Genomic DNA, 13,190 nt, shown 5'->3' with positions numbered 1-13,190 from the left:
TTTCACTTATTATATCTTTGGAGCATTTATGCAAAACAACACCAATATTCAAAAGCGACTGGAATGGTCGTTACTTTCTCTTCGCGTCACTATTTTTATCGTTATGTTTGTTTGGACCCTAGACAAATTTGTTAACCCCGCACACGGCATGGCCATTTTTGAAAAATTTTATGGCATTGGCGGCGTGCCTGAAATGGCTGTCTACGTAATGGGTGCATTGCAACTAGCCTTAGTTTTAGCCTTTGTAGCAGGGCTAGCTAAAAAGTACACCTATGGTCTTATTTTCATTCTTCACGGCGGGTCTACCCTTTCTTCTTTCCCGCAGTATTTAGATGCCTTTAATCACTTACTGTTTTTTGCCGCATGGCCTATGTGGGGCGCGTGCTTTGCACTTTTCCTGTTGCGCGATGCTGACACTAAACTTGCCTTTGGCAAATAGTAAGCATTAGTTAGGGCAACTGCGCATTATCGTGTTGGCAAGTTGCCCTTGCCACGATGTATCTCAAAGCGTTGAACCGGGCTTTTTAGCCTTTCGCAGCAGCGTACAGCTGCTGCCACTCGCCCTCTTGTACCGGCATTATTGATAACCTTCCGCCTTTTTTAACTAAAGGTAGCTCAGTAATACCTTCCATACTTTTAATCACAGAAAGTGGCAGTACGCTGGAAAACTTTTCTACAAACTTCACATCCACACGAAACCAACGCGGGTTTTCTTCGCTGGATTTAGGATCGTAGTATTTTGACTCAGGGTTAAACTGTGTGGTGTCTGGGTACCCGTCTTTCACCACTTCTGCAACGCCTGCAATACCAACTAGTTTGCAGCTGGAGTGATAAATAAACACCTTATCGCCTAGCTTTACGCCATCACGTAAAAAGTTACGGGCTTGGTAGTTTCTTACGCCATCCCATGGTTCAGTTTGCTCAGGACGGTTTGCCAAATCATCAATAGAGAATGCATCGGGTTCGGTTTTAAATAGCCAATATGCCATGTTATAAAAATGTCTCTTAGTTTTATTTAAAAAGGTTTTTGCTCGTGAAAGCCTAAGCAACGGGTTCACTTCAAGAAGCGGCAACTAGCGCTCTTACCTAGTCTGGCATTACATAAAATTGAGGTACGCACATACGAAACCCCAAGCAATAATCGCCGTGCTGCAACATTGCAATTTTGTACAAGTATACAAAGCACTTTTATTTAATGACAGTGCTATACCGTACCTGTCCCAAGACTGCTATAATTACGCCATTATTCTGTGTCGCAATTCAATTGCGCTTCAGCAACTCTCTGTTTTTTCTAGATGTGATTACTATGCAAGCCACCATTAAGGCCGACCGCGGCCTGTTTTCTTACCCTAAATATTGGCCACACTGTTTGGGTACTGCGCCATTCTTACCTATGTCTAAGGAAGAGATGGATGCCCTTGGTTGGGACAGCTGTGACGTTATTTTGGTAACCGGTGATGCCTATGTCGATCACCCTAGTTTCGGCATGGCGGTTATTGGTCGTGTACTTGAGGCCCACGGGTTCAGAGTAGGCATTATTTCTCAGCCCGATTGGAAGAGCAAAGACGACTTCATGAAGTTAGGTAAGCCAAACCTGTATTTTGGTGTTACCGCCGGCAATATGGACTCCATGATTAACCGCTACACATCGGATAAAAAACTTCGCCACGACGATGCCTACACGCCTGGCAATGTAGGTGGTAAGCGCCCCGATCGCGCTGTTACCGTTTACTCGCAGCGCTGCCGCGAGGCCTTTAAAGGTGTTCCGGTTATTGTAGGTGGCATTGAAGCGAGTTTGCGCCGTATTGCTCATTACGACTATTGGAGCGAAAAAGTACGCCGTTCGGTATTATTCGACTCTAAAGCTGACATGCTGTTTTTCGGTAACGCTGAGCGCCCGCTTGTTGAAGTCACTCACCGCTTAGCGGCAGGCGAAGATATTGCCGATTTGCGCGACATTCGTGGCACTGCCATTATCGTTAAAGAAGCACTGCCAGAGTGGCAAGGCGTGGACTCTACCTCATTAGATAGGCCTGGCAAGATAGACCCAATATCAAGCCCCTATCAAATGGAGCCTGAATGCGATTCACAAGACAAAGACACCAAAAGTAGCGAAGCGCCAGAAGCTGCGCCTATTGTAATTCAGCCGCCGCAGAAAGAAAAAGAAAAGCGTAAGCCTTGGGAGAAGGTGTACGTTAAGCTGCCTGCTTTTGAGACAGTTAAAGACAACAAGGTGTTATATGCGCACACCTCGCGTATTTTGCACCAAGAAACCAATCCCGGCTGTGCCCGCGCTTTAATGCAGCGCCATGCTGATAGACACATCTGGATTAACCCGCCGGCGATGCCTCTTGAAACCGAAGAAATGGATGCGGTGTTTGACCTACCCTATCAGCGTGTTCCGCACCCAGTGTATGGCGATGCTAAAATTCCCGCTTACGACATGATTCGCTTCAGCATTAACATTATGCGCGGGTGTTACGGCGGCTGCACGTTCTGCTCTATTACCGAACACGAAGGGCGCATTATTCAAAGTCGTTCTGAAGACTCCATCATTCGCGAAATTGAACAAATTCGCGACACGGTACCCGGTTTCACTGGCGTTATATCAGACTTAGGCGGTCCAACGGCGAACATGTATCGCCTTCGTTGTAAGAGCCCTAAAGCAGAAGCAACCTGTCGTCGACCTTCGTGTGTTTACCCCAGCATTTGTGCGCACATGGACACCGATCACAAGCCAACTATCGACTTATATCGTCGTGCTCGCGAATTGCCAGGCATTAAGAAAATCCTGATTGCTTCGGGCGTACGTTACGACTTAGCGGTAGAAGACCCAGAATACGTGAAAGAACTTGCCCTTCACCACGTAGGAGGCTATTTGAAGATAGCTCCAGAACACACCGAAGACGGCCCGTTATCTAAAATGATGAAACCGGGCATGGGCAGCTACTACCGCTTTAAAGAGCTTTTTGATAAGTATTCACAGGAAGCAGGTAAAAAGCAGTATCTGATCCCGTACTTCATTGCGTCGCACCCGGGGACCACTGACGAAGACATGTTAAGTCTTGCGATTTGGCTTAAAGAAAACAAATTTAAACTCGATCAGGTGCAAAACTTCTATCCGTCGCCAATGGCCACGGCAACTACCATGTACCACACCGAAGTGAATTCACTGCGCAAAGTAACCAAAGACAGTGAAGACGTACCATCTGCTAAAGGTGAAATTCACCGCAGACTGCACAAAGCGATGTTGCGTTATCATGACCCGAAAAATTTTGCGCAAATCCGTGAAGCGCTTAAGCGTATGGGGCGCGAAGATTTAATTGGTCGCGGTCCTCAGCACCTCGTTCCACCAGAAACGGCAGATGAGAAGCGTCAAAAAGCGCAAAAAGGCCGTCGGGGCGAACGCGCGCTAACCAAACACACCGGGCTTCCCCCCTCGTTTCAAGGCAAAAACGGGAAAGGGAAAAGCTCAGACCGTAATGTAGGCAATAAAAACAGCCGAAATAACGGCAGCAATAAGCAGCAAGGCTCACGCAAACAGGAGACTGGCAGCGGCGGACCTGAAAGTCGTAACGGCCACAGTGACAATAGAAATCGTGCTAATACTAGCAAGGCAAATAGCGGTACGGGCAATAAGCGTAATCGCACTCAAAAGCAGCCAAGCATGCAAAAGCGCTAGTAAACAACGCAGCTAAAAAAGCGCCCAGCGTTAGTCAACGCTGGGCGTTTTGCATTTATAAAGCAAACTTGGGTTAGACTTTGGGTGCAGCCTCACACGCAACATTATCTAAGGTGGCTAGCTCACCGGTTTGCTCGTTGCGTAATAAGCACTGTTTACCATTGGTTAAAAGCGTAAAGCTAAATATCGGGTTATTGTGCCTGCCATCAATGGGCAGACCTCTGCTATCCATCTGCGCTTTTCGCTCAATAGTCACCTTCGAAGACTGGCTAAACACGTCATCGGCAACGGTAATCTTAACGCCGCCAAACCACTCGCTAATGGTGTTTTCGATAGCCTGTTTTTGACTGGCCGTGATAGACGTCGCTCGGGCCTCTTGCATATCATCGCCTTGGGTTGCTGCACAACCACTTGTTAGCGCAAGGGATGTGAATAGAGCTGTCGCCACCATCACCCTTTTATTTACAAAAAACGGCATCACTCGCGTTCCTTTATAACTGGTTGATTTATTTTATTGTGTAAAACAAACGTCTCTTTGCGTGTTTGTGGCTTATCGATGGCAATAAGCTTTTGTCCTGCCTGCGCGCTTTGGCTCTCGCTTTGATTAAAGCCTAACGCCTCGATATTGGCAACAGCGCTTGAAGCAACCACCTCTGGGCATGACCCCGTAGCGGCATACTGTAACGTAGCAGACAGCATTCCTTCATCTGGGTCACCTAAACTTGCGGTAAAGTCATCTTCCACTTCACACCCCGGCAACTCAAAGTCGAAGTTTGGTGTGGTGGTGGGCATAAAGCCGTCGGCGTAGTCGCCAAAACCTTTATTATTTATCCCCTGAAATTGAATAGTGAAATACGTCTCGCCACAATTATCGGTAGGATAGAAACCATAGGGCTTACCGCAAGTTGTCGAGCCAATTTGTACCACTTCAACGTCGATACCGCGAAGCGCATTCATCACCGCTTCACTTGCTGAGCAGGTTGCATCGGTTGCAATAACGTACACTCGCGTTAGCGACAAGCTAGGCAATAGCGTATCGGTAAGTAAACCTGCATCGTAATCAATTTCTGTGCTGTAAAATGGTGTAGGACGGATAGTTTCCCCTGTAACAGGGTTGGTCGATGGGTTTTTGTCATTAAATCGCAAGGTTTCAAAAATGGCATCGTTAGTTTGATTAGGCCCAGCCACCATATAAGAAAGCTGTGACGCTAACGCCAAACGCCCCCCTCCGTTATAGCGCAAGTCCATAACTAACTCTGTTACGTTTTGCTCCACGAAAGTATCGAAGGCATTAATTAAGCCTTCTTGCGCAGTAACGATAAAGGTATTGAATTGGAAGTACCCTACCTTTCCTCTTTCGGTCTCTAGTACTTTAACATTTTGAACAGGCGTTACGCTTATATCACCCGAGGTGATTTCCACCGAGGTTGTGGTGCCATCAACCAACTCGAATTCAAAATTGGCTGTCGTGCCCGCGTCATCCGGAAACAGAGCGGCATTAATAGCATCCACGCCTTGCTGGGTATTATCATTAACAAAATCAACGCCGTTGATGCTTAACACTTTGGCCCCTCGCGGCACTTCTGCCAAAGCGGCGGGCGACCCGGGCTCGGTGAAACGAACGGTTAGCTGTCTAGGTACTGTAGTTGACCCGAATTCCCAATCAAACCCGTAACCCGACGATATACCCGACTGAGATAATTCGTTGTATTCTGCTGTATCTTGCGAAAAATGAAAGTTGTCTTTTGGCGTACCGCTTGGTGTAAGTTCGGTGGTTTTTAGCTGATCGAAATAGGCTAAAACCGAAAAATTTTCCGGGTCGTTATCGTCTACTTCGTCATACCAAAGGTAAGTATCGTTAGTCCAAGAGCGCAGCCATAACTTTTCATCCATTGCTGTGCCTTGCGTATCGGGGTAAGCGCTTCCTGTAAATGGGTCAATGCCGCTTCGAGGGGTTTCGCATTTCGCAATAAATTGGGATTGCGGCTCGTAAACGCCCGCTTCCCACTCTGGCTCACTCGTGACAGGCGTCGTCGGCGTAGTGGCCACAGGAGGATTATTAGACGAGCCTCCCCCGCCACCACAGCCACCAAGAAGAGTAACCATTACCGCCAATGCCACCGAAGAATACGTATACGCTTTCATGTTCAGAAAAATGTCCTTTTTTAAATACGGCTAACCTAAAATAGTAAAACAGTACTACACGCATTTTTTTTAGCATAGACGATATTGACACAACCTAGAAAGGGTAACTACTTAACAAATGTTTAAAATGTTTCTAAATGTAAAATGTAGGTAGGGGTTGCTGCTCGGCCCAATAACGTATTCATTTACGTATTCAATAACGAACTATGCCTGCATCATCGTAGCTAACGCCCTTTTGCCTTGGTTTTATTAAACCTACAACGCATGTTTACAGTGTATAGGCGCTATACTCATGGCGCGTTCGCACTACTCTTTTAGACCTAACACGCCCACAGCAGTGGCTGTTAAGCTACTAATGTACAGCTCTTCATCGGTTTCAATTGCGCCCGTTGTGAAAGGAAATGCGCCTGTTGGGTCTTGCAAGCTTAGCTCTATTTCTCCGCGTTCACTTATTTTTATTAGATGGCCGTATGCTTGCCCCTGTGGGCGAAGAAGCTTAGGAAGTCGTTGCACTATTTTCCGTAAAAAAGGACTATCGGCGAGTTTATCAACGGCGCTTGAACGCGGTGATGCCAGCCCCACGTAATAGCCACCGTTTCTTGCCGCACTTATGTTATCGGGAAAGCCGGGCAAGTTATCAATGACGATATCAACCTGACCGGACCTTGGCCCACCTAGCCAATAGCGTAGCACCCGGTAGTTTCCCGTTTCATTAACTAAAACTGACGCTTGGTCATGGCTAACCGCTACTCCATTAGCAAAGACTAAACCATCCATAATGACCTTGCTTTTACCCGTTGAAGGGGTGTATTCGATTAGCCTACCATTCCCTCTGTGCTCTAAAATTTCAAGCAAACTTGCATTTAGGGTGCCACCAAACGCTTTGGCTGAAAACTTGGTGGTCGCGTCGGTAAAGTACACCTTGCCATTTTCTGCGATATCCACATCATCTGCATAAACGACAGGGGTGCTGTTTACGCTATCAACCAGCACAGAGAGTACGCCAGCAGTATCTATCTTAAGTAACCCAAGGTGAGCATCGGCGATTAGAAGGTTTCCTTTACTATCGTACTCAATGCCTAGGGGGCGACCGCCCGTATTTACCCAGGGAGAAAAGGTACGCTCGCCTTTTTTCTTTAACAGAATGGCACCTGAATGGCTCGATGTCGCCAAGGTTCCTTCATGGTTTAACGCAAAGTCCTCTGGCCCATAGTCGTCGCCCAGATCAATAAGGGTTAAATCGGAAAGCCGCGTGTTTTCGGCGAATTCACCTTCAAACCCATTATTGGCAGGTGATTGCCATGAAACTGGCGCTATGGGTACAGGCCATAACAGTAGGTAAAGGGCAATTAACACACCGATCAACCAAGCCACTTTCATTAGCACTCTCCCCATATTAATACGCTTTCTATTTAGCTTGCGCTTAGGTTTTCCCCACAATAGCAAGCAAACTTTCAACACGCCCCTTTCGTTTTTGAATAATGAACTATTACTCAATAGCTGTTTTTTAAGGGGTTAATATGACAATGCTTTTTGCGCATTACAAATTCGTAAAGTGACATCTATAAACAGGTTTCGCGCGTTTCATAATAAAATGCTGTAAAGGTGCATCATGTCATTTTATTCAAAAACACTTGAAGCTTCGTATGCAAAGCAGATAGACAGAGAGTTACGGGCAAGCCATGCTGGTGAAACCGGTGCGGTTTGGATATACCGAGGCGCGATATTTGCCGAATTCATCCTAAGCTTTTTTAATATTATGCGCTCGACAGGGGCTACCAAGGTCTTCATTCAAGAGCATCTAAAAACTGAAAAGCAACACCTGAATCTTTTTGAAACGGAAATGCCGCTTTTCAGAGGAAGCTTTATTCTGCCCCTATGGGTAGCGGCTGGTTTTATTACAGGTTTTGTTCCTCGCTTATTAGGTAAAAATTGGTTTTTCTATACGATTTACAGTGTAGAGAAATTTGTCGACACCCATTACGAAAAGCAATGTAGCAAATTAGTAATGCAACCGAACCCGCCATCAAACGTCATTAACCGGTTCAAACGGTGTCAGATGGACGAACAGCATCACAGAGACGAGGCACAATCTCAAATCGCAACGAAAGTCACGCTGCCTATGAAACTGTGGGGGCGCTTAGTACGCGTAGGTTCATCGGCCGCAGTTACAATCGCGAAGATTATTTAGAGGAATAATCCACGCACTAAATAGAACCATGATAGATTAAAATAATTACCTAATTCTCAGCATCATGGAAAGAATGAATGGGCAAAAAAGACAGAATTAGACCACCAAAGCCTTGCGATATATGCAGTAAAGAAGCAGACGTACAATTTAGAATTCAAACAAACGAGAGTGGTAACTGGCGTATAGTGTGTAAAACATGCCAAGAACAGGCAGCAAGTAGCGCGGATTATCTCTACGGTGGAACATGGAAAAGAAAAAAGCGCAATTAGCGCCTACGCGTTCTCACGGGCAGACGCTAACTGCGCGGTTAACGTTAACGCTACTTAAGCACTCGCACCCTCTGCGCTATTGCCTTGACTAGCCTGCCCCGCGCTGCCAGTTTTGTCTTTTTTCACCTTTGCTTGTTCAGTGCTAGCACGTTTTATTAATGTGCGGGCACGGTATACGCTCCAGATGACGTAAACCGCCATGGGAATATTCAGCTGTAACGAAGCAATAGTAAATGTTGCACTACCATGCACCGCCACGTAAGCAACAAGCAGCATGAGTACGCTAAGCCCCGATATCAATAGCCACATAGGCTTAGTTAACGACTTAACCGCCACCGTTACCCCAGTATTTAATAGCATTAAACACCAAAACACCGCTACTAAAGACCCCGTGAAAAACATATCTGCAATGGCAGTAAATGCTAATGCGCTTACACTTCCCCAAACCGTTGCGTACCAAAGGCGACTAGCCAGCGGTGGATGTGCTTTTTTAGACAGCCAAATCTCCATGCCCGATACGCATAACATCGTTAGCATTACACCCAAGACGAAGTAAAGCCATTTACTGACCAGTCCAGCGAAGTCACCAAAATGTAGTCGGTACATTGACCACAATAGCTGCTTACCCCATTCTCCGTTTTCATAACCCGCAACGCCTATATAATTACCCGCGGTATCAAAGCGGTAGCCTTCAGCGTAAATCATTCGATTAGGGGCCTTCGCGTAGATTTCTATAAATTGCTCAGGCTCACCCACTTCATGTACGGTTAAAAAGATAGGGGATTTCTCAGGGGCCAAGGTTTCCATTTGAGCAAATGCTTTGCCGATAGCCGGTTTGCCTTCTTGAGGCACTAAGACCGGGTCTGGTGTGAATATTTGATCCACTACGGCATCTCTGTCCCCCCCATAATTAAGCGTAGCAATGACAATAAGAATAATGCCCGCCAGCCCAAAGTAGGTGCCGGTAATACCGATAACTAAATGAAATGGCGATGCCCAAAGGCCAAAGCGATTATGCAGGTCTATTTGGGCTTGCTGACCATTACCCCCGCGTCTTAGCTTAAATGCATCTTTAGTGATACGTTTATGAGCAATAATCCCTGTGATGACAAGCGTACAAATAACTGCACCTAGCGCACTGACTAAAATCATCCCCCAACTGTGTGGTAAATTTAAATAAAGGTGTAAATCCACCAGCATTTGAGTAAAAGATACGCTTTCCTTTTCAATCAAGTTGCCTTCATTGTCGGCGAAGTAAGCAACATGATCATTTTCAACAACCAGTCGCGGAATATCTGATGTAGGGAACACCACGAAGAGGTGATGAGATTCTTCGGTGTGCCGCGACAAAAAGCTATCCATGGCTTTTTCAACGACTTCTGGCGACACATTTTCCATTTCGGTAATGTGCGGCTGCTCCCATCGCTCAAACTCGAAATGAAATACAGCAATGGTTCCCGACAAACACACAAGAAAAAGAAGTACGCTCAGAAACACGCCTACCCACGTATGTGCATTTAATGCATTTTGTTTGGTTATTTTATCCATTATTTTCACCTACATCGGCATAAAGGTAAGTACAGGCACGCATAGACCCGCAAGAACGGTGTAAGCACCCACCACTTTAAATTTGTGAACGGTGGCGAGGTAGTGATAAACAATCATCCCCCACAATACCGGCAAGAACACAGTGCCTGTGGCGAGTTGCCCTGCTATTGAAAAAGGAAGTAGCGCGCATATACCAAGGGTTAGAAATACGCTAACCGCTAACAAAACAACCAATATCACCACGTAGTTCGCCGTATTACCTAGCAGAGTTTTGCGAGAAAAATCGACGCTTCTCGGCTGGGGGTTATTCTTTGGCTTTGGTAATTGGGTTTGATTTAACGCGATAAAAGGCCACACTAACAACGCGGGAATACACAGCGCGTATAGCACACCGAACTCCCACCCTTGAGCATAAGACCAGCACACGGATGAAGCCAACCAAACAGCAAGCCCCACGTATAAATAAGTAGACGCCTGCCCACGCCAACTTTTATAAACTGCCGCTAAGGCCGCAAGTGACAGACCACTTGCTGCAACTGAAAGCATAACTATTCCTTGAAGTAAGAACATAAAAGGCAACGCTAATACTATCGTTAGCGATGAAAGTGCCTTTTGATGTTTTGTAGGTTTTTTATTTGTGGTAAAGCACCCGAGCACGCATAAATGCGCGTTTCTAAAAGAAGGATAAAACTGCTGAGCGCTCTACTTCTTTCTACTTTAACGGTGCTAATTTAACAAATTGACAGTTAAATGAAAACTACTATCATTACTATTTAGGACGATACATTTGATGACTTAGAAAAGGAAAACAAAAAAGCCGAACTAACATGGTCAGTTCGGCTTTTTGATTGGTAGGTAAAGGAAGCGCCGCTAATTAAGCTGCTTCGCTTTCATCTTCTGATTCAACGACTTCGTGGCTTAGTAAATACTCGAACGCTGCCAATGAGGCTTTAGCGCCCTCGCCCATTGAAATAACAATTTGCTTATACGGAACAGTTGTTACATCGCCCGCTGCAAATATACCAGGCTCAGATGTATGACACTTGTTGTCTACCACAATCTCGCCGTATTGTGTCATTTCAACCGTATCTTTCATGAACTGGCTGTTTGGAACAAGACCAATTTGAACAAATACACCTGCTAGTTCGCGGGTATGAATCTCGTTAGTACTACGGTCTTGGTACTCAATCGCATTCACTTTGCCATTTTCTGCAGTGATCTGACGGGTCGCTGCATTTTTAATAATAGTGATATTGTCGCGCTTTTCAGCTTGGTCTATTAATACCTGATCGGCTTTAAGCTCTGGCATGAATTCAAATACCGTTACCGATTTCACTATACCTGCTAGGTCTAGTGCAGCCTCAATACCCGAGTTACCACCACCAATTACCGCCACGTCTTTGCCTTTAAAGAATGGGCCGTCACAGTGTGGGCAATATGCTACGCCATTCCCTACGTTTTCTCTTTCACCTGGTACGCCCAGCTCTCTCCAACGGGCACCAGTAGCGACAATTACCGTACGCGTACGGATTTGCTCGCCAGAAGACAACGTAATCGTTTTGATGTTGCCTTTTTCGATGCTATCTACACGAACATGCTCTTTAAGTGTAATGTCGTAGTCACGTACGTGCTCCATCAAGTTGCCAACAAGTTCAGGGCCTGTGGTTTTAGGCACAGAGATTAGGTTTTCAATGCCCATCGTATCTTTAACCTGCCCGCCAAATGTTTCTGCAACAATTGCTACTTTCAAACCTTTACGAGCGCTGTAGATAGCTGATGCTACGCCAGCTGGGCCACCGCCAATTACCGTCACATCTTGCAGCGGTAACGCGTCGCCTTTATTCGCTTCTTTAAGGCTTGGGTCGCGTTCGATAAGTTTGTTGATAAGCACAGAAGCGTCAACTTTACCGTTTGCGAATAGCTCGCCATTTAGATACACACTTGGTACACCTTGAATGTCGCGCTCTTGAATTAAGTTTTGATATAAACCGCCATCAATCATTTCAGCTTTAATATTTGGATTAACCAATGCAAATTGGTTTAACGCCTGAACGACCTCTGGGCAGTTGTGACAGCTAAGGCTAATGAACACTTCGAAGTTAAGCGGTTCATTGATAGCTTTTACCATCGCTTTAACGCTGTCATCTAGCTTCAGTTCTGTGCCTGCTGCGTGCAGCATGGCAAGGACTAAAGAGTTGAATTCGTGACCACCGGGAATGCCTGAGAAACGGATACCCGTATCTTCACCGTCAGCTTCTAATAGGAAGCTGATAGCGCTGCGGAGTTCACCATTAGTGTCGCGCTCTTCAACATTAAGTTTTTCGCTTACTGATGCAATGTCGGACAGAAACTTCACAAGCTCGTCGCGCTTGCTATGTTCACCGGTCTGTACGACAAAGGTTACGTTTTTTTGCATTGTTTCAGCATAAGACTTCAATGCTTGTAAAATTTCTTTAGTTAACACGGTTATTCTGCCTTATTTTCGACACGCCGATCCCCGCCAACCTTCTTCTGAGGTCAACTACATAAGCGGAAATTGGGAATTAACATCAGGGAGCGGAGACCCGCTCCCTATATAAACGTTGCCAATGCTTACCGTTAGCTAACGCCAACGGCATTATCGGCCTCTAAGCAAGACGCTTAGATTTTACCTACTAGGTCTAGAGAAGGTGCTAGTGTTTCTTCACCTTCTTTCCATTTAGCTGGGCAAACTTCGCCTGGGTTATTTGCTACGTACTGAGCAGCTTTAACCTTACGTACTAGGTCGTCTGCATCACGGCCGATACCTTCAGACGTGATTTCCATTGCTTGGACGATACCCTCTGGGTCAACAACAAATGTTGCACGGTCAGCAAGGCCCATAGTTTCACGCATACAATCGAAGTTGCGAGTGATTTCACCTGTTGGGTCGCCAATCATTGCAAACTTGATCTTGTTGATCGTGTCTGAAGAATCGTGCCATGCTTTGTGTGTGAAGTGAGTGTCAGTAGATACTGAGAAAACTTCTACGCCACGAGACTGAAGCTCTTCGTATTTGTCAGCGATGTCACCAAGCTCAGTTGGGCATACGAATGTGAAATCAGCTGGGTAAAATACGAAAACTGCCCATTTACCTTTGATGTCTTCACTGCTTACGTCAATGAACTCGCCGTCTTTAAATGCAGTCGCTTTGAAAGGTTTGATAGCAGTATTGATCAATGCCATGTTTAATTCTCCATTTTGGTTTTAAATTATCTTCGCAAGCAAGTAGCATGCGAATACAAACTTTACGTTTATAGTGACGACATGGTTTTACACTTTTGTGAACTTATTCACTAATGAAAAATTCATGTCTCTCGAAACTGGTGATAAGAAT

At 45.7% G+C, this 13,190-nt stretch carries 11 protein-coding genes; 3 read left to right on the top strand and 8 right to left on the bottom strand.

From position 1 onward, the window contains the following. Positions 1–28: 28 nt before the first annotated feature. The gene (locus MADE_RS08815; RefSeq protein WP_012518279.1) at positions 29–439 is read left to right on the top strand and encodes a hypothetical protein; all 411 of its coding nucleotides are present in this window, start codon (positions 29–31) and stop codon (positions 437–439) included. Positions 440–524: 85 nt separating this feature from the next. Here MADE_RS08815 and MADE_RS08810 read toward each other — a convergent pair whose 3' ends face one another. Beyond that, complete coding sequence (locus MADE_RS08810; RefSeq protein WP_012518278.1) at positions 525–989, bottom strand: EVE domain-containing protein; 465 nt, start codon at positions 987–989, stop codon at positions 525–527. Positions 990–1,306: 317 nt separating this feature from the next. On the opposite strand from MADE_RS08810, the gene MADE_RS08805 reads away from it, so the two are divergent. Continuing rightward, on the top strand, positions 1,307–3,682 hold the full coding sequence (locus tag MADE_RS08805) for a YgiQ family radical SAM protein (protein ID WP_012518277.1): 2,376 nt from the start codon (positions 1,307–1,309) through the stop codon (positions 3,680–3,682). 73 nt (positions 3,683–3,755) lie between these two features. Here MADE_RS08805 and MADE_RS08800 read toward each other — a convergent pair whose 3' ends face one another. The 3 genes from MADE_RS08800 to MADE_RS08790 form a co-directional block, all read right to left on the bottom strand. Then, positions 3,756–4,160: a hypothetical protein gene (locus MADE_RS08800; RefSeq protein WP_012518276.1), complete on the bottom strand. Its 405-nt coding sequence runs from the start codon at positions 4,158–4,160 to the stop codon at positions 3,756–3,758. Then, positions 4,160–5,827, bottom strand: coding sequence for a S41 family peptidase (locus MADE_RS08795; protein WP_012518275.1), 1,668 nt, complete (start codon positions 5,825–5,827; stop codon positions 4,160–4,162). The genes MADE_RS08800 and MADE_RS08795 overlap by 1 nt, the downstream gene beginning before the upstream one ends. A gap of 306 nt (positions 5,828–6,133) precedes the next feature. Beyond that, entirely contained in the window at positions 6,134–7,207 is a 1,074-nt protein-coding gene (locus MADE_RS08790; protein WP_012518274.1) for an SMP-30/gluconolactonase/LRE family protein, read from the bottom strand. A gap of 232 nt (positions 7,208–7,439) precedes the next feature. Here MADE_RS08790 and MADE_RS08785 point away from each other — a divergent pair, with 232 nt between their 5' ends. After that, the gene (locus tag MADE_RS08785) at positions 7,440–8,018 is read left to right on the top strand and encodes a demethoxyubiquinone hydroxylase family protein (RefSeq protein WP_012518273.1); all 579 of its coding nucleotides are present in this window, start codon (positions 7,440–7,442) and stop codon (positions 8,016–8,018) included. Between the two features lie 323 nt (positions 8,019–8,341). Here MADE_RS08785 and MADE_RS08775 read toward each other — a convergent pair whose 3' ends face one another. From MADE_RS08775 to ahpC, 4 genes are all read right to left on the bottom strand, one after another. After that, the gene (locus tag MADE_RS08775; protein ID WP_012518271.1) at positions 8,342–9,835 is read right to left on the bottom strand and encodes a PepSY-associated TM helix domain-containing protein; all 1,494 of its coding nucleotides are present in this window, start codon (positions 9,833–9,835) and stop codon (positions 8,342–8,344) included. Between the two features lie 9 nt (positions 9,836–9,844). Then, the gene (locus MADE_RS08770) at positions 9,845–10,381 is read right to left on the bottom strand and encodes a hypothetical protein (protein ID WP_015067055.1); all 537 of its coding nucleotides are present in this window, start codon (positions 10,379–10,381) and stop codon (positions 9,845–9,847) included. A 328-nt stretch (positions 10,382–10,709) separates the two neighbouring features. Further along, the gene (gene ahpF, locus MADE_RS08765) at positions 10,710–12,299 is read right to left on the bottom strand and encodes an alkyl hydroperoxide reductase subunit F (protein WP_012518269.1); all 1,590 of its coding nucleotides are present in this window, start codon (positions 12,297–12,299) and stop codon (positions 10,710–10,712) included. Between the two features lie 176 nt (positions 12,300–12,475). Beyond that, the gene (ahpC, locus tag MADE_RS08760; RefSeq protein ID WP_431603865.1) at positions 12,476–13,033 is read right to left on the bottom strand and encodes an alkyl hydroperoxide reductase subunit C; all 558 of its coding nucleotides are present in this window, start codon (positions 13,031–13,033) and stop codon (positions 12,476–12,478) included. Positions 13,034–13,190: the final 157 nt, after the last annotated feature.

The organism is Alteromonas mediterranea DE (genome assembly GCF_000020585.3).
In the GTDB taxonomy this organism is placed as follows: Bacteria; Pseudomonadota; Gammaproteobacteria; order Enterobacterales; family Alteromonadaceae; genus Alteromonas; species Alteromonas mediterranea.
The sequence above is the reverse complement of the archived record's forward strand: the minus strand, read 5'-3'. Positions and strand labels throughout refer to the sequence as shown.